General features: G+C 69.1%; 23 protein-coding genes. 15 read left to right on the top strand and 8 right to left on the bottom strand.

What is annotated here, in order from left to right; translation table 11 throughout:
* Window positions 1-11: 11 nt before the first annotated feature.
* Window positions 12-1,493 carry a sensor histidine kinase gene (locus tag ACWAT3_RS14910; RefSeq protein ID WP_460799660.1) on the top strand — a complete coding sequence of 494 codons (1,482 nt, stop codon included), beginning with the start codon at window positions 12-14 and terminating at the stop codon, window positions 1,491-1,493.
* Window positions 1,494-1,545: 52 nt separating this feature from the next.
* Here the strand turns inward: ACWAT3_RS14910 and ACWAT3_RS14905 are convergent, their stop codons facing one another.
* Window positions 1,546-1,794 carry a WhiB family transcriptional regulator gene (locus ACWAT3_RS14905; protein WP_017203224.1) on the bottom strand — a complete coding sequence of 83 codons (249 nt, stop codon included), beginning with the start codon at window positions 1,792-1,794 and terminating at the stop codon, window positions 1,546-1,548.
* A 214-nt stretch (window positions 1,795-2,008) separates the two neighbouring features.
* Between ACWAT3_RS14905 and ACWAT3_RS14900 the strand changes: the two genes are divergently transcribed.
* Window positions 2,009-2,410, top strand: coding sequence for a hypothetical protein (locus ACWAT3_RS14900; RefSeq protein ID WP_460799658.1), 402 nt, complete (start codon window positions 2,009-2,011; stop codon window positions 2,408-2,410).
* Between the two features lie 9 nt (window positions 2,411-2,419).
* Here ACWAT3_RS14900 and bcp read toward each other — a convergent pair whose 3' ends face one another.
* From bcp to aroA, 3 genes are read right to left on the bottom strand one after another with little or no spacing between them, the layout of a single operon-like run.
* A complete protein-coding gene (bcp, locus tag ACWAT3_RS14895) occupies window positions 2,420-2,896 on the bottom strand; it encodes a thioredoxin-dependent thiol peroxidase (RefSeq protein ID WP_460799656.1) in 477 nt (158 codons plus the stop codon).
* A 9-nt stretch (window positions 2,897-2,905) separates the two neighbouring features.
* Window positions 2,906-3,976, bottom strand: coding sequence for a ribosome small subunit-dependent GTPase A (gene rsgA, locus ACWAT3_RS14890; RefSeq protein ID WP_460799654.1), 1,071 nt, complete (start codon window positions 3,974-3,976; stop codon window positions 2,906-2,908).
* Window positions 3,973-5,292 carry a 3-phosphoshikimate 1-carboxyvinyltransferase gene (gene aroA / locus ACWAT3_RS14885; protein ID WP_460799652.1) on the bottom strand — a complete coding sequence of 440 codons (1,320 nt, stop codon included), beginning with the start codon at window positions 5,290-5,292 and terminating at the stop codon, window positions 3,973-3,975. The genes rsgA and aroA overlap by 4 nt, the downstream gene beginning before the upstream one ends.
* 49 nt (window positions 5,293-5,341) lie before the next feature.
* On the opposite strand from aroA, the gene ACWAT3_RS14880 reads away from it, so the two are divergent.
* The 3 genes from ACWAT3_RS14880 to ACWAT3_RS14870 are packed head-to-tail and all read left to right on the top strand — an operon-like array spanning window position 5,342 to window position 7,584.
* A complete protein-coding gene (locus ACWAT3_RS14880; protein ID WP_460799651.1) occupies window positions 5,342-6,004 on the top strand; it encodes a sigma-70 family RNA polymerase sigma factor in 663 nt (220 codons plus the stop codon).
* Complete coding sequence (locus ACWAT3_RS14875) at window positions 6,001-6,246, top strand: zf-HC2 domain-containing protein (RefSeq protein ID WP_460799649.1); 246 nt, start codon at window positions 6,001-6,003, stop codon at window positions 6,244-6,246. The genes ACWAT3_RS14880 and ACWAT3_RS14875 overlap by 4 nt, the downstream gene beginning before the upstream one ends.
* Before the next feature lie 39 nt (window positions 6,247-6,285).
* Window positions 6,286-7,584, top strand: a complete 1,299-nt coding sequence (locus tag ACWAT3_RS14870; RefSeq protein WP_460799647.1) for a GNAT family N-acetyltransferase — start codon at window positions 6,286-6,288, stop codon at window positions 7,582-7,584.
* A gap of 217 nt (window positions 7,585-7,801) precedes the next feature.
* Here the strand turns inward: ACWAT3_RS14870 and ACWAT3_RS14865 are convergent, their stop codons facing one another.
* The gene (locus ACWAT3_RS14865) at window positions 7,802-11,467 is read right to left on the bottom strand and encodes a multifunctional oxoglutarate decarboxylase/oxoglutarate dehydrogenase thiamine pyrophosphate-binding subunit/dihydrolipoyllysine-residue succinyltransferase subunit (protein ID WP_460799646.1); all 3,666 of its coding nucleotides are present in this window, start codon (window positions 11,465-11,467) and stop codon (window positions 7,802-7,804) included.
* 159 nt (window positions 11,468-11,626) lie between these two features.
* Here ACWAT3_RS14865 and guaB1 point away from each other — a divergent pair, with 159 nt between their 5' ends.
* From guaB1 to ACWAT3_RS14850, 3 genes are all read left to right on the top strand, one after another.
* Window positions 11,627-13,081, top strand: a complete 1,455-nt coding sequence (guaB1, locus tag ACWAT3_RS14860; RefSeq protein WP_460799644.1) for a GMP reductase — start codon at window positions 11,627-11,629, stop codon at window positions 13,079-13,081.
* A 115-nt stretch (window positions 13,082-13,196) separates the two neighbouring features.
* Window positions 13,197-14,516 (top strand): hemolysin family protein, encoded by a 1,320-nt coding sequence (locus ACWAT3_RS14855; RefSeq protein ID WP_460799642.1) that lies wholly within the window; start codon window positions 13,197-13,199, stop codon window positions 14,514-14,516.
* Window positions 14,513-15,580: a hemolysin family protein gene (locus ACWAT3_RS14850; protein ID WP_460799641.1), complete on the top strand. Its 1,068-nt coding sequence runs from the start codon at window positions 14,513-14,515 to the stop codon at window positions 15,578-15,580. The genes ACWAT3_RS14855 and ACWAT3_RS14850 overlap by 4 nt, the downstream gene beginning before the upstream one ends.
* Before the next feature lie 27 nt (window positions 15,581-15,607).
* On the opposite strand, the gene ACWAT3_RS14845 is transcribed toward ACWAT3_RS14850, so the two are convergent.
* Complete coding sequence (locus ACWAT3_RS14845; RefSeq protein WP_460799639.1) at window positions 15,608-16,675, bottom strand: NADH:flavin oxidoreductase/NADH oxidase; 1,068 nt, start codon at window positions 16,673-16,675, stop codon at window positions 15,608-15,610.
* A gap of 56 nt (window positions 16,676-16,731) precedes the next feature.
* Here ACWAT3_RS14845 and ACWAT3_RS14840 point away from each other — a divergent pair, with 56 nt between their 5' ends.
* The 5 genes from ACWAT3_RS14840 to ACWAT3_RS14820 all read left to right on the top strand — a co-directional run bounded on the left by ACWAT3_RS14840 (window position 16,732) and on the right by ACWAT3_RS14820 (window position 20,952).
* Window positions 16,732-17,559: an NAD(P)H-hydrate dehydratase gene (locus ACWAT3_RS14840; protein ID WP_460799637.1), complete on the top strand. Its 828-nt coding sequence runs from the start codon at window positions 16,732-16,734 to the stop codon at window positions 17,557-17,559.
* Window positions 17,556-18,767 carry a hypothetical protein gene (locus tag ACWAT3_RS14835; protein ID WP_460799636.1) on the top strand — a complete coding sequence of 404 codons (1,212 nt, stop codon included), beginning with the start codon at window positions 17,556-17,558 and terminating at the stop codon, window positions 18,765-18,767. The genes ACWAT3_RS14840 and ACWAT3_RS14835 overlap by 4 nt, the downstream gene beginning before the upstream one ends.
* A gap of 2 nt (window positions 18,768-18,769) precedes the next feature.
* Window positions 18,770-19,084, top strand: coding sequence for a thiamine-binding protein (locus ACWAT3_RS14830; protein WP_460799635.1), 315 nt, complete (start codon window positions 18,770-18,772; stop codon window positions 19,082-19,084).
* Between the two features lie 90 nt (window positions 19,085-19,174).
* Window positions 19,175-20,308, top strand: coding sequence for an MFS transporter (locus ACWAT3_RS14825; protein WP_460799755.1), 1,134 nt, complete (start codon window positions 19,175-19,177; stop codon window positions 20,306-20,308).
* A gap of 23 nt (window positions 20,309-20,331) precedes the next feature.
* A complete protein-coding gene (locus ACWAT3_RS14820; protein WP_460799633.1) occupies window positions 20,332-20,952 on the top strand; it encodes an NUDIX hydrolase in 621 nt (206 codons plus the stop codon).
* 1 nt (window position 20,953) lies between these two features.
* On the opposite strand, the gene metX is transcribed toward ACWAT3_RS14820, so the two are convergent.
* Together metX and ACWAT3_RS14810 are read right to left on the bottom strand one after the other, a co-directional pair.
* Window positions 20,954-22,165 carry a homoserine O-acetyltransferase MetX gene (gene metX / locus ACWAT3_RS14815; RefSeq protein WP_460799632.1) on the bottom strand — a complete coding sequence of 404 codons (1,212 nt, stop codon included), beginning with the start codon at window positions 22,163-22,165 and terminating at the stop codon, window positions 20,954-20,956.
* Between the two features lie 159 nt (window positions 22,166-22,324).
* Window positions 22,325-23,647, bottom strand: coding sequence for a bifunctional o-acetylhomoserine/o-acetylserine sulfhydrylase (locus tag ACWAT3_RS14810; RefSeq protein ID WP_460799631.1), 1,323 nt, complete (start codon window positions 23,645-23,647; stop codon window positions 22,325-22,327).
* A 148-nt stretch (window positions 23,648-23,795) separates the two neighbouring features.
* On the opposite strand from ACWAT3_RS14810, the gene ACWAT3_RS14805 reads away from it, so the two are divergent.
* Together ACWAT3_RS14805 and ACWAT3_RS14800 are read left to right on the top strand one after the other, a co-directional pair.
* A complete protein-coding gene (locus tag ACWAT3_RS14805) occupies window positions 23,796-24,578 on the top strand; it encodes an SDR family oxidoreductase (RefSeq protein ID WP_460799629.1) in 783 nt (260 codons plus the stop codon).
* 7 nt (window positions 24,579-24,585) lie between these two features.
* Window positions 24,586-25,296: a uracil-DNA glycosylase gene (locus ACWAT3_RS14800; RefSeq protein WP_460799627.1), complete on the top strand. Its 711-nt coding sequence runs from the start codon at window positions 24,586-24,588 to the stop codon at window positions 25,294-25,296.

Raw genomic sequence — 25,296 nt, 5'->3', positions numbered from 1 at the left:
AGGCTTGAGGGGTGTCAACGCTCAGTGATCTCGTCCACGCGCAGGGGTGCCTGACCGACAGCGATGTCGAATGGCTGCACCGCCTCGCCGGAGACGGCCAGCTCCTCGCCGACCTCGCATCCGCCGACATCGTCGTCTGGGTGCGCACCGATGATGCGTCCTTCATCGCGGTGGCGCACGCGCGTCCCAGCGGCGCCGCGACGCTGTTCTACCGCGACATCGTCGGCGAACGGGTGCGTCCGCAGTGGCGCACGCAGGTGCAGGGTGCGTTCGAATCGGGGGAGATCGTCGACTCATCCTCTCCGGACTGGTTCGAGGAGACCCCGACCAGGGTCCGAGCGGTTCCGATCCTGGCGAGCCGGTCGAAGGACGCCCCGATGAAGGTGATCGGCGTCGTCACCCGTCACACGAACCTCGGTGAGGCGAGGACGCCTTCGCGCCAGCAGATCACGTTCGAGGACTGCGCGAACGATCTGTTCCGCATGATCGCGTCCGGCGAGTTCCCCGATCTGGCCGCCCCCACATCGCCTCGACGCGGTGCACCGCGTGCGTCGGACGGGCTGATCCGGATCGACGTGGACGGCGTCACCACGTTCGCGAGCCCGAATGCGCTTTCCGCCTTCAACCGGATGGGCTTCGACGACGAACTCGAGGGGGAGTCCCTCGCCGAGGTGACGACTCGGATCCTGCCCGTCACACGACAGGTCGACGAGTCGCTTCCGGTCGTCGTCACCGGCCGAGCGCCCTGGCGCACGGACATCGAAGCGCGCGGTGTCACCGTCTCGCTGCGCGCGATCCCGCTGCGCGACCACGGCACCCGGATCGGCGCGATCGTGCTCTGCCGTGATGTGACGGAGTTGCGTCACCAGGAGCAGGAGCTCATCACCAAGGACGCGACGATCCGTGAGATCCACCATCGTGTCAAGAACAACCTGCAGACGGTGGCCTCGCTGCTGCGGATCCAGGCGCGCCGCACGCACTCGGATGAGGCCCGTGACGCGCTGACGCAGGCCATGCGCCGTGTGGACTCGATCGCTGTGGTGCACGACACTCTCGCGCAGGGTCTGACGCAGCAGGTCGACTTCGACGAGGTGTTCGATCGCGTCCTCAAGCTCGTGGCGGAGGTCGCCGCCGCCCCCAACACCCGGGCGCGGACGATGTCGACCGGGCACTTCGGCGTGCTGCCGAGCGAGTACGCCACACCGCTCGCGCTGGCGCTCACCGAGGTCGTCACCAACGCCGTCGAGCACGGCCTCGCCGGGCAGGAGGGTTTCGTGACCATCGACGCGACGCGGACCGACGAGAAGCTGCGCGTGACCGTCTCCGACAACGGCCATGGCCTGCCGGAGGGGCGGATCGGCCAGGGGCTCGGCACTCAGATCATCCGGACGCTCATCCAGGGCGAACTCAGCGGAACGATCGAGTGGAAGGGCACCGACGGCGTCGGCACCGAGGTGACCATCGACATTCCGCTGCGGTGGATCAAGAAGTAGCCGGATACGAGAAAGGCCCCTCCGTGGAGGGGCCTTTCTCGTATCCGGGTGGTCAGCTCGCGCGACGGGCGCGGGCGGCGCGCCGCTTGAGAGCGCGGCGCTCGTCCTCGCTGAGGCCTCCCCAGACGCCCGAGTCCTGGCTGGTCTCGAGGGCGTACTGCAGGCAGATCTCCGTGACGGTGCAGGTGGCGCAGACGGTCTTCGCCTTCTCGATCTGATCGACGGCGGGTCCGGTGTTCCCGACGGGGAAGAACAGCTCGGGGTCGACAGTCAAGCAGGCGGCTTTGTCGCGCCAGTCCATGGGGGCTCCTCGGTGTGGATTCTTGATGAACCAACGGGTGTTCGATGGCTCAGATTCGGATGGCGGGATATCGGGTCCGCTACCCTGGTGAAGTGATGCGAGCGATTACTCGCCCCACGCCGCTGTGGGAGCACATGACTGTTAACATTGTGTTACAGCATCCGCATGAAATCAAGGGTTTTGTGCGTTCATATCCGATTCTCAGGGGAGAAAAGTGCACGCTCCCGGCCTCGCTCGCGCAGCAGCCGCCGTTCTGGCTCTCGAGGGCGCCGCACTCGTCGTCATCGCTCTGATCGAGGCGTTCGGACTCGGCTCCGGCGACGCATCGAACACCGCGACCGCACTCGGGCTGATCGCACTGACCCTGCTCGGCGCCGGCGCCCTGTTCGCGTTCGCGGTCGGAACGCTGCGCGGACGCTCGTGGGCGCGATCCGGCGGGATCACCTTCCAGGTGCTGGGCGTCGCGCTCGCGTTCATGGCGCTGACGATCCAGCCGGTGGCCTGGCTCTTCGTGATCGGAGCCGGTGTCCCAGGCCTCCTCGGATTCGTCCTGCTGATCTCGAGCGCACGACGTGAGGTCGAGGCCGAGCGCGCGGCGACGACCGACGAGAGCTGAGCCCGCGGATCAGGCGTCGACGCCGAGGATCTTGCGCAGTCGAGCGACGTGCCCCGTCGCCTTGACGTTGTAGAGCGCGTGGGTGATCACGCCCTGCTCATCGAGCACGAAGGTCGATCGGATCACGCCCTCGACGACCTTCCCGTAGTTCATCTTCTCGCCCCACACGTCGTAGGCGGTGTGCACGGCGTGGTCGGGGTCACTCAGCAGCGTGAAGGTGAGGGCGTCTCGGTCACGGAACTCCGCGAGCTTCGCCGGCTCGTCACGGGAGATGCCGACGACACGGTACCCCGCCCCCTGGAGCGACGAGATGCTGTCGCGGAAATCGCATGCCTGCGTGGTGCACCCCGGCGTCATCGCCGCTGGGTAGAAGTACAGCACGACCTTTTCGCCGCGCAGATCGGCCAGGCTCATCGCGTTGCCGTCCTGGTCGAGCAGGGTGAAGTCGGGGGCGGTGGATCTAGGGGCGAGGCGCAGTTCGGTCACGCTCCTACCCTAACGCCCCGGTGTCTGCTCGGCCTTGTCCGCGGAGGTCTGCAACAGGCGCTGCAGGGAGTCCAGACGCGACAGTTCGGCCGGGCTGAGCTCGCCGCGGTCCGCGGCCTCGATCAGCGCGCAGTCCGGCGCATCGGCAAGGTGGGTGCACCCGCGAGGGCAGTCCTCGGCGATCGCGGCGAGTTCGGTGAAGGCCGCCAGGATGTTGGCCGTGTCGACGTGTCCGAGTCCGAACGAGCGCACCCCAGGGGTGTCGATGACCCAGCCGGCGCCGTGCTCGCTCTCGTAGCGCAGCGACACGGTCGAGGAGGATGTGTGCCTGCCGCGACCAGTGACCTGGTTGACATGCCCGGTCGCGCGCCCGGCCGACGGGACCAGGGCGTTCACGAGCGTCGACTTGCCGACGCCGGAGTGCCCGACGAAGACCGTGGAGTGTCCGATCAGCGCCGCGCCGATCTCGTCCACCGGCATCTCGTCCCTCGCACTGGTGAACACCCGCAGGTCCAGACCCTCGAAGTGCGCGAGGAAGCCAGCGGGGTCGTGCAGGTCGGTCTTGGTGACGACGAGAAGGGGGCGGACCCCGGCATCCAGCGCGGCGACCAGGTAGCGGTCGACCAGGCGAGGGCGCGGCTCGGGATCGGCCGCCGCCACGACGATGAGCATCTGGTCGGCGTTCGCGACGATCACGCGCTCGACCTGATCGGTGTCGTCCGCGCTGCGACGCAGCAGCGACGTCCTCTCCACGATGCCGACCATGCGTGCGAGCGTCCCCTCATCGCCGCTGGTGTCGCCGACGACTCTGGCCAGGTCGCCGGTGACGATGGGGGTCCGGCGCAGCTCGCGGGCGCGGGTAGCGGTTATGGTGCGCTCGTCGTCCGCGCCCTCGTCGATCATCACGGCGTAGCGGCCGCGGTCGACGCCGAGGACTCGCCCGATCTCGGCATCCTCGTGTGCGGGTCGACGCTTGGTCCGCGGACGGTTCGCCTTCGGATTCGGACGGACCCGGATGCTTGACTCGTCGAAGTCCTCGAACTCGTCGTCGAGGTCGTCGTCCGGATCGAGCCAGCTCACAGCGACCCCAGCATCCGCTCCCACAGCAGGGTGAATTCGGGCAGCGTCTTCGCCGTGGTGCCGATGTCGTCGATCTCGATGCCCGGCACGCGCAGTCCGACCAGCGCGCCGGTCGTCGCCATGCGGTGGTCGTGATGGGCGGCCCAGGTCCCGCCGGACAGCGTGCGCGGCACGATGCGCAGTCCGTCGGAGAGCTCCTCGGCCTCACCGCCGAGTGCGCGGATGTTGCCGACCAGCGCCGCGATGCGGTCGGTCTCGTGGAGGCGGATGTGCCCGATCCCGCGGATCGTCGTGGGTGAGTCGGCGAACAGGGCGAGCCCGGCGATCGTCGGGGTCAGCTCGCTCGCCGCGGACAGATCCAGGTCGACGCCGCGGATGTCGGCGCCGGCGCGCACGGTCAGGTCGCCGTGCTGGCGGCTGGCGTGCGCGCCGATCGCCTGCAGGATCTCGGGCAGCAGCGCGCCCGGCTGGGTCGAGTGCAGCGGCCAGTTCTTGACGGTCACGTCGCCGCCGGTCACGAGCGCTGCGGCGAGGAAGGGCGCGGCGTTGGAGAGATCGGGCTCGATCGCGATCTCCTTGGCGCGGGGGACTCCGGCCTCGACGAGCCATTCCCCGGCCGCAGGCCGCTCGATGCGGATGCCGCGGCGGCTGAGCGATTCGATCGTCATGTCGATGTGCGGCAGGCTCGGCAGGTGCTCGCCCGTGTGCACGAGATGCAGTCCGACATCGAAGCGGGGGGCGGCGAGCAGGAGACCCGACACGAACTGGCTGGACGCCGACGCGTCGATCTCGATGCGGCCGCCGCGGATGCGGCCGTGTCCGCGGATCGTGAACGGCAGGGACCACGTGCCCTCGTCATCGATGTCGACGCCGAGATCCCGCAGTGCCGTGATCATGGCGCCCATCGGACGATGAAGGGCCGTCTCGTGCGCGGTGAGGTGCACGTCGTGACCGGCGAGACCGGCCAGCGGCGCGATGAAGCGCATGACGGTGCCTGCCTGTCCGCAGTCGATCGTCGTACCGCCGACGAGCGGTGCAGGGGTCACGACGAGGTCGGGACCGAACTCGTTGCCGGCATCCACTTCCTCGATTCCGGTGCCGAGCGCGCGCAGGGCGTCGACCATGCGGCGCGAATCGTCGGAGTGCAGCGGCGCGACCAGTCGGCCGGGGCCGTCGGCGGTCGCCGCGATGATGAGCTCTCGGTTCGTCAGCGACTTCGAACCGGGGACGGTCACGGCGGCGTGCACCGACCCGTCGACAGAGGGAGCGGCGTAGGCACCGCGGGCGGGGGCGGGGGAATACCGTGTGTCACTCATCGGTTCCCACTGTAGTGAACGGTGGTGCCTACACCGAGAAGGAGTGGTGATGATCGCGACGGTCGATCAGGAATTCGCGGACATCGTCGGCCTAGACTGGCCGATGATGGATGACACGGTATCTGCCGACACGGTCGGCGACGCTCGGCGCGAGTTCGAGGAACAGGCGATCCCCTTCATGGATCAGCTCTATGCCGCGGCCATGCGCATGACCCGCAACCCCGCCGATGCGGCCGATCTCGTGCAGGAGACCTTCGTGAAGGCCTTCGGGTCGTGGTCGTCGTTCTCGCAGGGCACGAACCTGAAGGCGTGGCTTTACCGGATTCTCACGAACACGTACATCAACATCTATCGCAAGAAGCAGCGCGAGCCGTTCCAGGGCACGATCGACGAACTCGAGGACTGGCAGCTGGGCGGTGCGGAGTCCACCACGGCTTCGCACAGCCGATCAGCGGAGGCAGAGGCGATCGACCGCATGCCGGCGTCCGTCGTGAAGGACGCGCTGCAGGAGCTTCCGGAGGATTTCCGGCTGGCCGTCTACTTCGCGGACGTCGAGGGCTTCGCCTACCAGGAGATCGCCGACATCATGAAGACCCCCATCGGCACCGTGATGAGCCGTCTGCATCGTGGCAGGCGGATGCTGCGGGAGCTGCTGGCAGATTACGCCGCTGAGCGAGGCATCGCCACGGCCACGACGAGGAGCAGGAAATGAGTGACTGCGGCTGCGAGAAGGCGCGTCAGGATATGGAGGAATACCTCCGCAATGAGGTCTGCAAGACCGAGCACGCCGAGATCCGCGAGCACCTGGAGAACTGCCCAGGATGCCGTGATGAGGCGCTCGTGGCGACCACGCTGACCGAGGTCCTCGCACGTGCATGCAAGGAGAGCGCTCCGGAGGAGCTGCGCGACCAGGTGTTCGCCAGGCTCAGAGCCGTGCAGGCCAGCGCCCACTGACCAGAGCCGCAGGTCGGATGGTGCCCATAGGCTGGTGCCATGATTGACGCACGCACCATCCCCGTCGACCCCGCGTCCGCCGATGTGCTGGCGGCTCAGAGCCTCACGTATCGCCTGATCGACACGGCGTCGGATGCCGATACCGAGGCATTCCTGCGGGCTGACGCCCGTGGCTTCCTCGATTCCGATCCGACCGATGAGCAGGTCGCCGACCAGCGCACTGGGCTCGTCGACCGTCGCAACATCGGCGTGTTCGAGGCCGATGCCGCCGTCGGGACGTGGCCGATCGCGACGGTCAATTCGTGGGTGACGCCCCTGACGCTCCCCGGCGGCGAGCTGGACATGTGGGCGATCAGCTCGGTCACCGTCTCCGGCACGCACCGCCGCCGTGGCATCGCGCGAGCGCTCCTGGAGGGCGAGCTGCGCGCCGCGGCATCCGCGGGTGCGCCGATCGCTGGCCTCACGGCGTCTGAGGCGACCATCTACAGCCGGTACGGCTTCGCCCCGGCCATCCCCGTCGCGCGCGTCACGATCGACACGCGGCGAGCGGGGTGGGCAGGACCCGACGTCGCCGGGCAGGTCGAGTACATCGATCGTCCGGTCCTCAAGGACACCCTCGGCACACTGCACGAAGTCGCGAGGACCCTGCGCTCGGGGCAGATCGCCGGATGGCCGGGGCGCTGGGCCAGGGCAGCCGGTCTGTCCGCCGGGCACACGGACGCCACGGCGATCCGTGGCGTCCGCTACCGGGATGCCGCGGGGGTGGTCAGGGGCGTCATGGCGTACAAGCTCGTCGAGGTCCCCGGCTCCTTCCGGTTCCGGCTCGAGATCCAGCACCTGTCCACCGTGACCTCCGACGCGCTCATCGCGCTGTGGCGCTTCGCCGTGCAGCACGATCTCGTCACCACCGTCACCGCGGGGCTGCGCCCGATCGACGATCCGATCACGTGGCTGGTCGCCGATCAGCGCGCCGTGGAGCTCACGGTGCACGATCATGGCTGGCTGCGCATTCTCGACGTCCCCGCCGTCCTCGGCGGACGCAGTTATCGCGCACCGCTGGACGTCGTCCTGCGCGTCCACGACACGCTGGGCTTCGCCGATGGATCCTGGCGTCTGACGGTCGCAGCCGACGGGCAGTCGACGGTCACGGGCGTGGCGGACGGCACTCCGGCCGATGCGACGCTCGACATCGCTGCGCTGTCGGCGCTGTGCGCCGGGGGAGTCGGCGCCGCACAGCTGCGCGCGGCCGGTCGCCTGGACGCCGCGGCGGCGATCTCGGCATCCCTGGACGATGCGTTCCGTTCGGTCGACGCGCCGCAGCTGGCGATCTGGTACTGAACCGCAGGCCCTCGTCCCCGCGGCCCCAGGCCTGTGCTCGCTGTTCCGGTCGCAGTCGGCGTCGTTCAGGGCGCGGCGATACCGGCGCGAAGTGAGACCTGAGCGCGGCTCGGGCGCGGGACGCCTGTCGAAGCGCGATCGGAACGGAAGATGGCGACTGCTCACCGCCGAAACGACGAAGCCCACCCGGATCGGGTGGGCTTCGTCGTATGCGGCGTCAGAGCGTGAGCGCCCGCTTGAGCAGGTCGGCCTGCTCGAGCGCGTGGACCTTCGAAGACCCGGTCGCCGGAGAGGCCGAGGCCGCTCGCGAAAGCGGGCGGAACTGACGGTCACCGGGGACATCAGCGAAGGCGAGCGCGAGGAACGGCCAGGCGCCCTGGTTCTCCGGCTCGTCCTGCACCCAGACCAGTTCGGCGTTCGGGTACGAGTCCGTGATCGCCTTGAGCTCGTCGATCGGAGTCGGGTAGAGCTGCTCCAGCCGAACGAGCGCGACCTCGGGGTTCGGGTTCTTGTCGAGCTCGGCGCGCAGATCCCAGTGGATCTTGCCGGAGTGCACGAGAACGCGCTTGACGGCGGCCCTGTCGAGAGCGCGTCCGTCGTCGACGACCGGCTCGAAGCGGCCCTGCGTGAAGTCCTCGACGGGGCTCGTCGCGCCGCGCAGGCGCAGCATCGCCTTCGGCGTGAACACGATCAGGGGCTTGCGCGGACGCGCGTAGGCCTGGCGACGCAGCAGGTGGAAATAGGATGCCGGCGTCGACGGGCGTGCCACGATCATGTTCTCCTGAGCGCACAGCTGCAGGAAGCGCTCGATGCGAGCGGAGGAATGGTCGGGGCCCTGACCCTCGTAGCCGTGCGGCAGCAGCAGCGTGACGCTGGACTGCTGACCCCACTTCTGCTCGGCGGCCGAGATGTACTCGTCGATGACCGACTGGGCGCCGTTCACGAAATCGCCGAACTGCGCCTCCCAGAGCACGAGCGCCTCCGGCGCCTCGACGGAGTAGCCGTACTCGAACCCGAGTGCCGCGTACTCGCTGAGCAGCGAGTCGTAGACGAAGAATCGGCCCTGTCCGTCGGACAGGTTGGCCAGCGGGAGCCACTCCTGACCGTTCGCGCGGTCGTGGAGGGTCGCGTGACGCTGCACGAACGTACCGCGCCTCGAGTCCTGCCCGGCCAGACGCACCGGCGTTCCCTCGACGAGCAGCGAGCCGAACGCGAGCAGCTCGCCGAAGCCCCAGTCGATGCCGCCGTTGCGGCTCATGTCGGCACGCTTGTCCAGCAGCTGCTGGATCTTCGGGTGCACGGTGAAACCGGCCGGCTTGTTGTTGAACGCATCGCCGATCAAGTGGATGACCTCGGCGGAGACACCGGTCACCTCCGGTGCGCCGACGGTCTCCTCGACGTGCGCGAGCACCGGAGCGATGGGGGTGGCGCCGGTCTCGGCCGCATGCGTCTCGGCGAAGGCGACCTCGAGACGGCGCTGGAAGTCGTCCTTCGCCTGCTCGTACTCCTCTTCGGTGATGTCGCCGCGACCGACGAGCGACTCGGTGTAGAGCTTGCGCACCGAGCGCTTCGCCTGGATGAGGTCGGTCATCAGCGGCTGCGTCATCGACGGGTCGTCGCCCTCGTTGTGCCCGCGACGGCGGTAGCAGACGAGGTCGATGACGACATCGCGGTGGAATCGCTCGCGGTATTCGAAGGCGAGCTGCGCCACGTGGATGACGGACTCGGGGTCGTCGCCGTTCACGTGGAAGATCGGCGCCTGGATGGTCTTGGCAACATCCGTCGCGTACACCGAGGTGCGCGCGTCCGTCGGCGTCGTCGTGAAGCCGACCTGGTTGTTGACGACCACGTGCACGGTGCCGCCGGTGCGGTAGCCGCGCAGCTGCGACATCTGCAGCGTCTCGACGACGACGCCCTGACCGGCGAAGGCCGCATCGCCGTGGACGAGGATCGGCAGCCACGAGAACGTGCCGATCGGCTTGCGGTCCTGCTTGGCGCGCACGATGCCCTCGAGAACGCCGTCGACGGTCTCCAGGTGCGACGGATTCGCCGCGAGGTACACAGGCAGTTCGGCGCCGTCGTCGGCGATGAAGGTGCCCTCGGTGCCGAGGTGGTACTTCACATCGCCGGATCCGCGCTGGTTCCCCGGCGTCTGGATGCCCTCGAACTCCTGGAAGACCTGGCCGTAGGTCTTTCCTGCGATGTTGGTGAGCACGTTCAGGCGGCCGCGGTGGGCCATGCCGATCGCGGCGCCGTCGAGGCCGGCGGACGCCGCACCCTGGAGGATCTCGTCGAGCAACGGGACGAGCGATTCGCCGCCCTCCAGCGAGAAGCGCTTCTGTCCGACGAACTTCGTCTGCAGGAACGTCTCGAACGCTTCGGCCTCGTTGAGCTTGCGCAGCACCCTGAGCTGCTCGTCGTGGCCTGGCTTCTGGTACTTGACCTCAACCTTCTCCTGGAACCAGCGCCGCTGCTCCGGGTCCTGGATGTGCATGTACTCGATGCCGAGCGTGCGGCAGTACGAGTCGCGCAGCACGCCGAGGATGTCGCGGAGCTTCATCACGCGCTTGCCGCCGAAGCCGCCGGTGACGAACTCGCGGTCGAGGTCCCAGAACGTGAGGCCGTGGCTCTCGATCTCGAGGTCGGGGTGCGAGCGCTGCACGTACTCGAGGGGATCGATGTCGGCCATCAGGTGGCCGCGCACGCGGTACGAGTTGATCAGCTCGATCACGCGCGACTGCTTGTCCACGCGTTCGGCGAGGTCGACGGCGAGATCCGGGTTCCAGCGGATCGGAGCGTACGGGATGCGGAGGGCCGCGAAGATGTCGTCGTAGAAGCCGCGCTGGCCGAGAAGCAGCTCGTGGACCTTCTTGAGGAACTCGCCGGAGCCTGCGCCCTGGATGACGCGGTGGTCGTACGTGCTCGTCAGTGTGATCGTCTTGCCGATCGCCAGCTCGTTGAGCGTCTTCGCGCTCGCGCCCTGGAACTCGGCGGGGTACTCGAGGGCGCCGGCGCCGATGATGCAGCCCTGGCCCTTCATCAGGCGCGGCACGGAGTGCACGGTGCCGATTCCGCCGGGGTTGGTGAGCGACACGGTGGTGCCCTGGAAGTCCGCGGCGGTGAGCTTGTTGCCGCGGGCGCGCGTGACGAGATCCTCGTACGCCGACAGGTACTCACTGAAGGTCAGGGTGTCGGCGCGCTTGATGCTCGGGACCATCAGGGCGCGGGTGCCGTCGGGCTTGGGCAGGTCGATCGCGATGCCGAGGCTCACGTGCGCCGGTGCGACGACGGAGGGCTTGTCATCGATCTCCGCGTAGAAGACGTTCTGGCTCGGGAACTCCTTCAGCGTCTGGATGAGGGCCCAGCCGATGAGGTGCGTGAAACTGATCTTGCCGCCGCGCGTGCGGGACATGTGGTTGTTGATGACGATGCGGTTGTCGATCATCAGCTTGGCAGGGATCGTGCGCACGCTGGTCGCGGTGGGCACGGTCAGCGACTGGTCCATGTTCGCCGCGAGAGTCTTGGTCATGCCGCGCAGCGGCGTGACCCTGTCCTCCTCGGCCGGCGGTGCATCCGCGGCCTTCGACTCGGGCTTGGGAGCCTGAGCCGGGATGGGAGCGGGGGCAGCGGGCTTGGCCGTCGTCCGGGCGACCGGCTGCGAGCCGATCACCGGGATCGGCGCGGTCACCGGGTGAGCGGACGACGTGTCAGCGGGCGCGGCTTTGGCCGCGGCATCCGGCTGATAGTTCTCCAGGATCGGCCACCACTCCTTGTCGACGGAGTTGCGGTCCGCTGTGAACTGCTCGTAGAGCTCGTCGACGAGCCAGGAATTGGCTCCGAACCCCCCGTCGCCTGATCCGACGCCGGTCCCTTGGCTCGACACGCTCGATCGCCCTCTTTCATCGCTGAAGCACTGTGCCATGCACGGCGTCAGGAGGTCCCCTGCCCCCATGCATTCTCGAGAAACAAGCCTAACGTGTTTTGTCCCCCGAATAGGCGACACGGCACACCCCTCGGCCGCGCGGAAAGCTACCGTGGGGATATGGACTTCATCGGCGCGCAACCCACAGTCGACCTCACCTACTCCGATGTGTTCCTGGTGCCGCGTCGCTCAGGCATCACGAGCCGCCTCCAGGTGGATCTCGCACCCCACGACGGAACGCCGGCGACGCTCCCGCTCGTGGCATCGAACATGAACTCCGTCACCGGCCCGCGGCTGGCAGCTGTCCTGGCGCGGCGGGGCGGACTCGGAGTGCTGCCGCAGGACATGCCCCTGCAGGATCTGGATGCCGCGATCAGGGACGTCAAGGCGCAGCCGGTCGCGTGGGACACTCCGCTGGTCCTGCCGCCCGGCGCGTCGGTAGCCGATGCGCTTCGGCTGCTGCCGGCCACTGCGGGACACGGGATCGTCGTCGCCGACGGCGAGGGGCGCATCGATGTCGCCACGATCCGCGGCATCCTTCCGGCCACGCGCCTGGCCACGGCCCTGCCCGATGCGCAGCTCGGCGACCTCGTGCACGCCGGCACTCCGGCACTGGATGCCGAGGACGTCACCGACGCCAGACAGGCGTTCGACCTGATCACCGAGGCCGGGGTCGAGACCGTGAGCATCGTCGATCACGGTCATCTGGTGGGAACCCTCAGCGCGCGCAGCGCCCTGCGTGCGACGCTCTACCGTCCGGCCCTCGACGCGCACGGGCGGCTCGCGGTCGCCGCTGCCGTCGGGATCAACGGCGATGTGGCAGGCAAGGCGAAGGCACTCGCCGCGGCCGGCGTCGATGTGCTCGTCGTCGATACCGCGCATGGTCATCAGGAGGGCATGCTGCAGGCGCTGTCCGCTGTGGCCGCGCTCGATCTCGGCATCCCGATCGTGGCGGGCAACATCGTCACGGCCGACGGCGTCCATGACCTCGTCGAAGCCGGTGCGTCGATCCTCAAGGTCGGCGTCGGACCCGGGGCGATGTGCACCACGCGCATGATGACCGCGGTCGGCCGGCCCCAGTTCTCCGCCGTGCTCGAGACGGCCGAGGCCGCTCGCGCGGCCGGGGCGCACGTCTGGGCCGACGGCGGCGTGCGCTACCCGCGCGATGTCGCGCTCGCGCTCGCGGCCGGCGCGGCATCCGTCATGATCGGCTCCTGGTTCGCCGGCACGATCGAGGCGCCTGGGCAGCTGCAGACCGATACGCAGGGGCACATCTACAAGGAGTCCTGGGGGATGGCCTCCACCAAGGCCGTCCAGGCGCGGTTCGGGCGGCTCGACGCCTACGAACGCGCGCGCAAGGAGCTGTTCGCCGAGGGGATCTCGTCGTCGAAGATCTACCTGGACCCGCTGCGCCCTGGCGTCGAGGACCTGCTCGACATGATCACTTCGGGCGTCCGATCGTCGTTCACCTACGCGGGCGCGGCGAGCGTGCCGGAGTTCCACGACCGCGCTCTGGTCGGGCTGCAGTCCGCTGCCGGCTACGAAGAGGGCAAGGCGCTGCCGGTGAGCTGGTGAGCTCTCGGCGCGATCACCGGGAACACCTGTAGAATCGTCGCACTATGGATGACCCTCCCAGTTGCAGTCCCTCGCCCCACCGCCCGTCCTTCCGCACTGAGGAAGGTGACAGTTGATGGACTACATCCTGCTGGGCGTGGGGCTTCTTCTGACAGTCGGCACCGGCCTGTTCGTGGCGAGCGAGTTCGCGCTCGTCAATCTCGATCGTGCGGATCTCGAAGCGCGCCAGGCGCGCGGAGAGTCGCGTCTCGCGATGACGATCGGCGCCCTCAAGCACACCTCGACGCATCTCTCGTCAGCGCAGCTCGGCATCACGCTCACGACGCTGCTGACCGGTTACACGATGGAGCCGGCGATCTCGCGGCTGCTCGGCCCCGTCCTCATCTCCTGGGGACTCGCTGAAGCCGTGGTCGCGCCGATCTCGACCGTCGTCGGGATGCTCGTCGCCACGGTGCTGTCGATGATCCTCGGCGAGCTCGTGCCGAAGAACTTCGCGCTCGCCCTGCCACGGCAGACCGCCAAGGTCGTCGTGCCCTTCCAGGTCGCGTTCACCGCGGTGTTCAAGCCCGTCATCAGCCTGCTCAACGGCAGCGCGAACGCGGTGCTGCGCAGCATGGGTGTCGAGCCCAAGGAAGAGCTCTCCGGCGCGCGCAGCGCTGAGGAGCTGTCCTCGCTGGTCCGCCGCTCCGCGATGGCCGGCGTGCTCGAGGCCGATACCGCCTCGCTTCTCGATCGCAGTCTCACGTTCGCCCGGCTGACGGCCGGTGACGTCATGACGGCGCGGCCGAGCATGCATGCACTCGCCGCCGGGGACTCCGCCGACGACGTGATCCAATTGGCCCGCCGGACCGGCCACAGCCGGTTCCCGGTGTACGACGACGATCTCGATGACATCACGGGCGTCGTGCATCTCAAGGCGGCCGTGTCGGTTCCGCGCGAGCGTCGCGCGGAGGTCCCGGTCGGTGCACTCGCGACAGAACCGCTGCGCGTGCCGGAAACGGTCCATCTCGACAATCTCATCTCCGAGTTGCGCGCCAGGGGATACCAGCTCGCCGTCGTCGTCGACGAGTACGGCGGAACCGCCGGAGTCGTCACGCTCGAGGATCTCGTGGAGGAGATCGTCGGAGAAGTCTCCGACGAGCACGACCGCACCCGTGCCGGCATCGTCCAGGGGCGTGGTTCCATCACGTTCCCTGGCGAGCTCCGCCCGGACGAGCTGCAGAGCCGCACCGGCGTCCACGTCCCGGAGGGCGAGGTCTACGACACCGTCGCCGGGTACGTCATGAGTGTGCTCGAGCGCGTCCCCGCAGCCGGAGACGAGGTCACCCTCGACAGCGGTGTGCTGGAGGTGGTGCGCATGGACGGTCGCCGTGTCGATCGTCTGCGTTACACGCCGACGCCTGTCGATGCCGCGACCGAGGAGGTGGCCCGATGAACGATTGGGCAGGACTTGTCTGGCTCGTCGTGCTTCTGGCGGGCAACGCATTCTTCGTCGGCGCCGAGTTCGCCGTCATCTCGGCACGACGCTCGCAGATCGAGCCCAGGGCCGAACAGGGCTCGCGTGCCGCCAAGACGGCGCTGTACGCGATGGAGCATGCGACACTGATGCTCGCGACGTCTCAGCTCGGCATCACGATCTGCTCGCTGCTGATCCTGAACGTCTCAGAGCCGGCGATCCACCATCTGTTCGCCGTTCCGCTGCACGCGATCGGGTGGTCGGATGCCGTCGTCGACGTCACCGCCTTCGTGATCGCGCTGGTGCTGGTGTCGTTCCTGCACGTGGTGTTCGGCGAGATGGTCCCGAAGAACCTGGCATTCTCGGTCCCTGACCGCGCTGTGCTGCTCCTCGCGACCCCGCTGGTGTGGGTGTCGAAGGTGTTCCATCCGGTCATCTGGGTGCTCAACGCGGCCGCGAACGGCGTGCTGCGCATGTTCGGCGTCGAGCCGAAGAACGAGGCGGCGTCGACGTTCACGATCGACGAGGTCGCGACGATCGTCAACCAGTCACGTCGTGAAGGTCTGCTGACCGACACCGCGGGCACGGTGGCCGCGGCTGTGGAGTTCACGGACAAGAAAGCGCGCGACGTCGCCGTTCCGCTCGCGGAGCTGGTCACGCTGCCGCAGTCGACGACGCCGGACGACATCGAACGCGCCGTCGCCCGCTACGGCTTCTCGCGCTACGTGATCGTGGACGACGAACAGACGCCGATCGGCTACGTGCACCTCAAGGACATCCTCCGCGCCTCGGAGGGTCCGGATGCCGAGGCGAAGGTGGCTGAGCCCATCCCGTCCAAGCGCATCCACCACATGGTGCCGGTTCAGGAGGACACCGACCTGGAGGACGCATTGGCCGTCATGCGGCGCGCCGGCCGTCACCTGGCGAAGGTCAGGGACGCCGAGGGCGCGACGACCGCCGTGCTCTTCCTGGAGGACATCCTCGAGGAGCTCGTCGGCGAAGTGCAGGATGCGACCAGGCGAGTGGTCCACCGCGGAGAGTGAGTCACCGCGCAGTGGCGGTGAGGCGACTCACCGCCACTGCGCGCGTGCGTACTGCGGCGGCCACGGCACGTCGACGCCGAGTTCATGCGCCGCGCGCAGGCCGAAGTGCGGATCGCGCAGCCATTCGCGCCCGGCGAAGATCGCGTCGGCCTCACCGTCTTCCAGGACGCGCTCGGCCTGTTCCGCGGCCGTGATCAGCCCGACCGCGGAGGTCGGGATCCGGCCGCCGCGACGCACGGTGCCGGCCAGGCTCACCTGATACCCCGGGAAGACCTCGATGCGCTGATGCGCGACGAGTCCGCCGCTGGAGACGTCGATGAGATCCGCGCCGTGCGCGCGCGCCCAGTTCGACACGATCGTCGCCTCGTCCGGGGTGAAGCCGCCATCGGCATGGTCGGTCGCCGAGATCCGGACGAAGAGCGGCACCCCGTCGCCCGCGACCGCGCGGACGGCATCCACGACGCGGAGCAGAAGGCGCGCCCGGTTCTCGAGCGATCCGCCGTACTCGTCGTCCCGCTGGTTCGACAGGGGAGACAGGAACTGGTGGATCAGATATCCGTGCGCACCGTGCAGCTCGAGCACGTCGAATCCGGCATCCAGCGCCCGGCGCGCGGCGGCGGCGAAGGCGTCGACGAGCGCGTCGATGTCCGCGGCATCCAGCGCCTGCGGCTGATCGAAGCCCTGGAACGCCAGCGCAGACGGTGCCGATGTCACCCAGCCGCCCTCGGGGGCCGGCACGGAACCGCGCTCGGGCGCCCACGGCCACCAGGTCGAGGCCTTGCGGCCGGCATGCGCGAGCTGGATGCCGGCCAGCGCGCCGCGCTCGTGGATGCCGGCGACGATGGGCGCCCAGGCATCCCGCTGCTCGTCGGTCCAGATCCCCGCATCGCGCGGGCTGATGCGGCCTTCGGGGACCACGGCGGTCGCCTCCGCGACGATGAGTCCGGCACCGCCGGAGGCGAACTGGGTCAGGTGCGTGCGATGCCAGTCCTGCACGACGCCGTCGACGGCGCTGTACATGCACATCGGCGACACCCACAGCCGGTTCGGGAACGTGACGGAACGCAGACGCAGGGGAGAGAAGAGCAGGCTCACCCTTCGACGGTACCGGCGTTCCGACGCGTCAGGGGCGATCCCGGTAGCGTGGAGTCATGGTCGAGGTGCGCGAGTGGGGGCGGAGCGATACCGCAGGGTTCCTGCGCGTGCCAGGACCGCGTGACGACAAGTACTCGCGCGGGGTCGTCGCCGTGCGCACCGGATCCGCCGAGTATCCAGGGGCGGCCGTGCTCAGCGTCGAAGCCGCGTGGCGTGCGGGCGCCGGGTACGTCCGCTACACGGGGTCGGCCGGGACTGCAGTGCTGGCACGCCGCCCGGAGACCGTGGCAACCGGCGACATCGGGCGCACACGGGCGGATGCCTGGGTGATCGGATCGGGGACGGACGCCGCGACACGCACGGATGCCGAAACCGATGCGCTCCGGACCATCCTGTCCGGACAGAGCCCCGTCGTCGTGGATGCCGGGGCTCTGGATCTCGTCGTCGGAGCAGCCGCGCCGGTGCTCGTCACTCCCCATGCCGGGGAGTTCGCCAGCCTGCGCGAGCGCCTGCGGCTGCCGCCCGGCAGCGCCGATCGCATCGCGGACGCCTCCGAGACAGCGGCCGCGATCGGCGGCACCGTGCTCCTCAAGGGGGCGCGGACGGTCATCGCCTCATCGGACGGTGCGGTGATCGTCCTGCCTGAGGCACCGGGATGGCTCGCCACCGCCGGCAGCGGGGACGTGCTGGCCGGCATCCTCGGAACGATGCTGGCGTCGAACCCCGCAGCCCCCCTCGCGGAGGCGGCAGCGTCCGGTGCCTGGCTGCACGCGCACGCGGCCCGGCTCGCCGCAGGGATGACCCACGGCATGCCAGGACGCCCGATCGTCGCGCTGGATGTCGCAGAGGCGCTGCCGCAGGCGATCGCGGATCTGCTGTCGTGACGCGTCGCACCGGGCCCCTGTGGGCCGCGTTCCTGCTCGTGCACGCGCTCACGGCGTGGCTCGGCTGGGTGTACCCGAGTCAGCCGATGGGCGACGTGGTGCTCGTCTATGAACCGTGGTCGACGTCCGCGCTCACCGGCGGTGCCATCGTGGGCATCTCGCAGCCGTGGGTGTATCCGCAGCTGGCGCTGCTGCCGATGCTCGTCGCGAAGGTGCTCTCGCTGCCGCTCGTCGCCTGGCTCGGTGCTTCTGGCGCGTATCTGATCGCCTGGGTCGTCCTCGCGACGGTTCTGGATGCCGTGGCCTTCGCGTTCCTCATCGGCCGGCGCCCGTCAGCGCCCCGCCGCGCCGCCGCCTGGTTCTGGATCGCGGCGCTGCTGCTTCTCGGCCCGATCGCGCTGTACCGGATCGATGCCGTCACGGTGCCGCTCGCCGTCGTCGGTGGTGTGCTGCTGCTGCGGCATCCGGCGGTCGGAACGGCTCTGCTCACGATCGGCGCGTGGATCAAGATCTGGCCGGGCGCGCTGGTGCTCGCCGCGGTGATCGCCGCCCGCACACGACTGCGGATCCTCGTCACCGCTGCTGTCGTGACCGCCGGCGTCATCGTCGTGCTGTTCCTGCTCGGTGCCGATCAGCATCTGTTCGCCTTCCTCGGTCAGCAGGCCGGGCGCGGCCTGCAGGTCGAGGCGGTCGCTGCGACGCCGTATCTGTGGGCAGCGCGCACCGGCGCGGCATCCGTGGGCTACAGCTTCGAGATCCTGACCTTCCAGGTCGAAGGCGCAGGGGTGCCGTTCGTCTCCGACGTCCTGACGCCGATCATGCTGCTGACGGTCGCCGCGATCGCCGCGCTCGCCGCGGTGAAGGCCGTGCGCGGGGCGGCGTTCGCTCGGCTGTTCCCGCCGGTGGCGCTGTCGCTCGTGACCGCGCTGATCGTGACGAACAAGGTCGGATCGCCGCAGTTCCAGACCTGGCTCATCGCCCCGATCGTGCTGTGGTTCGTGTACGACAGGACGAGGGCGCGCATGCCGGCGACGATCGTCCTCGTGCTGTGCGGTCTCACGTGCCTGATCTACCCGCTCACCTACGACGCGCTGCTGCGTGTCGAGTTCGTCCCTGTGCTGCTGCTCACCGTGCGCAACCTGCTTCTGATCGTCCTGCTCGTGATCGGCATCCGCTCGATCGCGAAGATCCCCACCACCCGGAGGTAACCATGCTCATCGCCTTCTCCGTCGCCCCGTCCGGCACCGGCGACGCGGACGGATCCGTGCACGACGCGGTCGCGGACGCCGTCAGGGTCGTCCGCGACTCCGGCCTGCCGCACCGCACGACCAGCATGTTCACCGAGGTCGAGGGGGAGTGGGACGAGGTCATGGACGTCGTCAAGCGCGCGACCGAGGCCGTCATGCCCTTCGGATCGCGGGTGTCGCTCGTGCTCAAGGCCGACATCCGCCCCGGCTACACCGGCGAGATCGATGCCAAGATCGACCGGCTCGAAGTGGCGATCGAGGACGCCGATTCCGCGTAGCATTGACGGGTGAACCACTCCTCGACACTTTCGAGGGGTGCGGCGACGAAGGCGCTCCTCTCCCTCGCCATCGGCTCATTCGGCATCGGCATGACCGAGTTCGTCGCCATGGGTCTGCTGCCCGACATCGCACAGGACCTGCTTCCCGATCTCTGGGCGGCATCGCCGGAAGAGGCGATCGGTCGCGCGGGCCTGCTCATCTCGCTGTACGCGCTCGGCGTCGTGATCGGCGCACCGACCATCGCGGGGCTGGTCGCGCGCTTCCCCCGGCATCGCGTGATGATCGGCCTGGCACTGGCCCTCACCCTGTTCAACGCGCTCACGGTCGTGCTGCCCACCTTCGGACTCGTCGGGGCGTCCCGACTGCTCGCCGGCCTGCCGCACGGTGCCTACTTCGGCATCGGCGCGCTGGTGGCCGCTGATGTGCTGGGGCCGGGACGCCGCGCCCAGGGCGCGGCGTTCATCCTCACCGGACTCACGATCGCGAACGTCGTCGGCGTGCCATTGGGGACCTACCTCGGTCAGAACTACGGTTGGCGCACCGCTTTCCTGGTCGTGGCGACCGTCTTCGCGATCGCGACGCTGTGCATCGCGCTGTTCGTCCCCGAGCACGAGGGCGACCGCGGACGCGGTCTGCTCAGCGAGTTCGGCGTGTTCCGCGTCGGCCAGGTCTGGCTGACCCTGGGCATCGGCGCGATCGGGTTCGGCGGATTCTTCGCCGTGTACAGCTACGTCTCACCGCTGGTCACCGAGGTCGCCGGCTCTCCCGAATGGGCGGTGCCGATCGTGCTCGTGCTCGTGGGCGTCGGAATGACCGTCGGCAATCTGCTCGGCGGCTATTTCGCGGATCGCGATCTCGACCGCACGCTCGTCGTCGGGATGGCGGTCCTGGCCGGCATCCTGGTCCTGATCGGTCTGATGTCGTCGCACATCCTCCTGGTGGGGCTGCTCGCGACCGCGGTGGGCGCCGTGTCGTCGATGCTGAGCCCTGCTATCCAGACCCGTCTCATGGACGTCGCCGGCGACAACCAGTCCATCGCCGCGGCGCTCAACCATTCCGCGCTGAACATCGGCAACAGCCTCGGCGCGTTCCTCGGCGGCACGGCGATCGCGATCGGCTGGGGGTACACCGCTCCGGCGTGGCTCGGAGCCGCGCTCGCTGTCGTCGGTCTCGGGATCACCCTGCTGGCACTGCGACTGCAGCGCCGGCCAGTGCTCGCCTGAGCGGATGCTCGTAGAGTGGCGCCATGGACGAACTGCCGCTCGCGGGGACTGTCGTGCTGCTGCGCGACGCCGAGACGCTCGAGGCACTGATCCTGAAGCGCCCGGCTCGCGGGTCGTTCGCCGGAGCGTGGGTGTTCCCCGGCGGTCTCGTCGAACCAGCCGACCGCACGCCGGGCGGCTCTGGGCAGGATGCCGCGCGCATCGCCGCCGTCAGGGAATGCTCCGAGGAGGTCGGTCTGCGCCCGGCCGGCCTGGTGACGCTCTCGCGCTGGATACCGCCCGCGCAAGCGCCGAAGCGCGTCGGCACCTGGTTCTTCCTCGCGGCCGACCCCGGCGGAACCGTCACGCCGTCGCCGGACGAGGTGGTGAACTGGCGCTGGGTCAGCCCGTCCGACGCGTTGCAGCGGCATGCCGACGGGGACATCGATCTGTTTCCGCCGACCTGGGTGACGCTGCACGAGCTCCGGCGCTTCGGCTCGGTGGACGAGGCGCTGGCCGCGGCATCCGAGGCCCCGACGTATGCGACGCGGATGCTCCCCGGCGACGTGTTCTGCTGGATCGGCGATGCGCAGCATCCGGACGGCGGCGCCGGAGTCCACCGGCTGGAGACGGCGCAACGGCCGTGGCGCTACCGGCGCGAGTGAGTCAGGTGGCGAGCAGCCGACGCAGGTGGTCGCCGACGACGTCGGTCTCGATGAGGAAGCCGTCGTGCCCGAAATCGCTGGCGAGGACGACCGCCTCATCGCCGTCGAGCGTGTTCGGGATGCTGCGGGCGATGCGGTGCTGCCCTTCCAGGGGGAAGAGGCGGTCCGTGTCGATGCCGAGCACGAGCGTCGTCGCGGTCACGGTGCGCAGCGCATCCTCGATGCCGCCGCGGTCCCGGCCGATGTCGTGCGAGTTCATCGCCTCGACGAGCGCGATGTAGCTGTTCGCGTCGAAGCGGCGGGTGAACTTGTTGCCGTGGAAGTCGAGATAGCTCTCGACCGCGAACCGGCCGCCGTGGCCGAGCGGAGACAGATCCGACTGCCATGAGCGCTGGAAGCGGCTGTTCAGCTCGATCGGGGAGCGGTAGTTCAGCATGGCCATGCGGCGTGCGAGGGCCAGGCCGCGGTGCGGTCCCTCGCCGACGGCCGCGTCGTAGTACTCACCGCCGTCGAAGCGCGGATCCATCCGGATCGTCTCCAGCTGCAGCATGTTCGAGGCGATCTGATCCGCCGTGCTGGCCGGTGGGGAGGCGAGAACGGCCAGGCGCTGCACGCGTTCGGGGTGCGTCACCGCCCATTCCAGCGCGTGCATGCCGCCCATGGACCCGCCGATCACGGCCGCCCACCGGTCGATGCCGAGTGCATCGGCGAGCCGGACCTGTGCCGCCACCTGGTCGCGCACCGTGAGGTAGGGGAACCGGGACGCCCATTCGTAGCCGTCGGGGGCGACGCTGGCCGGACCCGTCGACCCCTGGCATCCGCCCAGGATGTTCGGTGCGATCACGAACCAGCGGTCGGTGTCGATCGCGGCCCCTGGGCCGACGATCTCGTCCCACCAGCCCGCGGTCGCGTGCCCCGGTCCTGCTTCTCCGCGGACGTGGCTGTCGCCCGTGAGCGCGTGGCTGATGAGGATCGCATTGTCCCGCGCCGGGTTGAGCTCGCCCCAGCTCTCGTAGGCGACCCGGATGCCGGGGAGTTCCTGCCCGCTCTCGGTCTGAAACGCGCCGAAGGCGGCGAACCGGCGCTCTCCGACGGGGTCCCCGTCGCGCCAGGCTCCGGTGACGGGGGGACGCGCCGTGCGCATCATGCTGGCCTGCGCCTCGGTCACGCGCCGCGAGGGCACCGTCTCCTCCGAGGTCGTCTGCCAGTCCATGCCTCCATTCTCGCCCGGTTCGGCTCGGGGCGGCGGCACGTTACGGCATCCGCCCGTCCAGACGTCCACCCGCCGCGCTGCGGTGACCGCCCGCGCTCAGGAAGCAGAATGCCCCGGACCACATGGTCCGGGGCATCCTGTTCCTGGAGGAGGAAGTGCTTACGCGCGCGCGGCGTCCGAGACGCGACGCGCGGCGGCGAGTGCCTGCTCGAGGTCCGCCTTGAGGTCGTCGACGTTCTCGAGTCCGACCGAGAGACGAACGAGTCCCGGCGTGACACCGGCGGTGAGCTGCTGCTCCGGCGTCAGCTGCGAGTGCGTGGTGGATGCCGGGTGGATGACGAGCGAGCGGACGTCGCCGATGTTCGCCAGGTGGCTGAACAGGCTCAGGCTGTTCACGAACTCGCGACCCGCCTCGACGCCGCCCTTGAGCTCGAACGACAGCACGGCGCCGACGCCCTTGGGCAGGTACTCGTTGGCCTTGGCGTACCAGGGGGAGGTGGGCAGACCCGAGTAGTTGACGCTCGCGACGTCCGTGTGGTTGTCGAGCCACTCGGCGATGTCCTGGGCGTTCTGGACGTGGCGCTCGACGCGCAGCGAGAGTGTCTCGATGCCCTGGATGAGCTGCCATGCGCTCTGCGGCGAGATGGCCGAGCCGAGGTCGCGGAGCAGCTGCACGCGGGCCTTGATGATGTAGGCGAGCGAGTCGCCGACCGCGGTGGTGTAGCTGGCGCCGTGGTACGACGGGTCGGGCTCGGTGAGGCCGGGGAAGCGCTCGACGTTCTTGGACCACTCGAAGGTTCCGCCGTCGACGATCACGCCGCCGATCGTGGTGCCGTGTCCGCCGAGGAACTTCGTGGCCGAGTGCACGACGATGTCGGCGCCGTGCTCGAACGGACGCAGCAGGTACGGCGTGGCGATCGTGTTGTCGACGATGAGCGGTACGCCGGCTTCGTGGGCGACGTCGCTGACCGAGCGGACGTCGAGCACGTTGATCTTGGGGTTGCCGATGGTCTCCGCGAAGAACAGCTTGGTGTTCGGACGAACGGCACGGCGCCACTCCTCGGCGTCGTCCTGGTTCTCGACGAACGTCGTCTCGATGCCGAGCTTGGCCAGCGTGTACTTGAAGAGGTTGTACGTGCCGCCATAGATCGAGCTGGACGAGACGATGTGGTCGCCTGCCTCGGCGATGTTCAGCACCGCGAAGGTCGCCGCGGCCTGGCCGCTCGCGAGCAGCAGCGCGCCGGTGCCGCCTTCGAGAGCCGCGACCCGCTGCTCGACGACATCCTGTGTCGGGTTCTGGATGCGGGTGTAGATGTTCCCGAACTCGGCGAGTGCGAACAGATTCGCCGCATGGTCCGCGTTGTCGAACACGTAGGACGTGGTCTGGTAGATCGGCGTGGCGCGGGCCTTGGTGACCGGGTCGGGGGCTGCGCCCGAGTGGATCTGCTTGGTCTCGAAACGCCAGGTCTCGGGTGCGGACATTGGGTTCCCCCTGGAACTCTCGGATGCGGGTGCGGCTGATGCCGTTGCAGTGAGAGTACGGAACGACAGGCGTTGTCAACAACAAGCGGGAAATGTGACGTAACAGACCCGTGTGACGTGCACGCGCAGAACGTCGTACGGTGGAGGCATGGTGACAAGGCGTGCGGTCGTGACCGGAGCGAGCACAGGAATCGGAGAAGCCACGGTGCGCGCGCTGCGCGCGAGCGGATGGGATGTCGTCGGCGTCGCACGCCGGGAGGATCGGCTGGCGGCTCTCGTCGCCGAGACCGGCGCCTCCGCCGTCGCGTGCGATCTCACGGATGCCGCGGCGGTAGGCGCGCTGATCTCCGAGCTGGAGTCGACGGGGCCGGTGCACGCGCTCGTGCAGGTCGCCGGCGGCGCACGCGGCACCGATCGGATCGAGGACGGTTCGATCGAGGACTGGCAGTGGATGTACGACGTGAACGTGCTGGCGGCCCAGCGCCTGCTCGCGGGGCTCCTGCCGCTGCTGCGGCGCGCGGCGGAGGCCGACGGCCACGCGGACACCGTCTTCGTGACCTCGACCGCAGCGCAGACGGCCTACCCGGGCGGCGGCGGATACAACGCGGCCAAGGCGGCGGAGTCGATGCTGGTGCGCGCGCTTCGCCAGGAGCTCAACGGCGAGCCGATCCGAGTGGTCGAGATCGCCCCCGGCATGGTGCACACCGAGGAGTTCACGCTGAACCGGCTCGGCGGGGACCAGGTCGCGGCCGACGCGGTCTACGCCGGTGTGGATGCGCCGCTGCAGGCGTCCGACGTCGCCGACGTGATCGCATACGCGCTGAATGCGCCGGGGCACGTCAACCTCGATCTCGTCACGATGCGCCCCGTCGCGCAGTCCGCGCAGCATCTTCTGGCGCGAGGCCCGCTGCGCCCCCGTCTCGAGGACTGACCGGCGGATGCCGCAGCGATCTCTGGCCCTGCTCGCCGAAGAGGGGCTGATCGATCGGAGCTGGGCCGAAGCGCTCGCACCGGTCGAGGACGTCATCGCGGCTCTCGGCGACCGGCTGCGGGCGGAGCAGGCCGCCGGTCGCGGCTATCTCCCCGCGGGCGACAACGTTCTGCGTGCGTTCCGACGTCCCCTCGCCGACGTGCGGGTTCTCATCACGGGACAGGATCCGTATCCGACACCCGGGCACCCGATCGGACTGTCCTTCGCGGTGGAGAAGGACGTGCGGCCGCTGCCGCGCAGTCTCGTCAACATCTACCGCGAGCGCGAATCGGATCTCGGCATCCCGCCGGCGCCGCACGGAGACCTGACGGCCTGGAGCGACCAGGGCGTTCTGCTCCTGAACCGCGTGCTCACGGTGCGCCCTGGGGCTGCGGCATCCCATCGGGGCTGGGGATGGGAGAAGGTGACCGATCTGGCGATCCGCGCCCTCGTGGCGCGGGAGCGTCCGCTCGTGGCCGTTCTGTGGGGGAGGGAGGCCGAGAAGCTGCAGCCGATGCTCGGCTCGACGCCCGTGATCGTCTCAGCGCACCCGTCTCCGCTGTCCGCGAGCCGCGGTTTCTTCGGCTCCCGACCGTTCTCCCGGGCGAACGCGCTGATCGAGCAGCAGGGCGCAGGTGCCGTGGATTGGCGGGTCTCGGGGGAGCACGCCCTAAGCTGA

Source organism: Microbacterium sp. GXF0217 (assembly GCF_054798195.1).
This window is presented reverse-complemented; position numbering and strand designations above follow the sequence as displayed.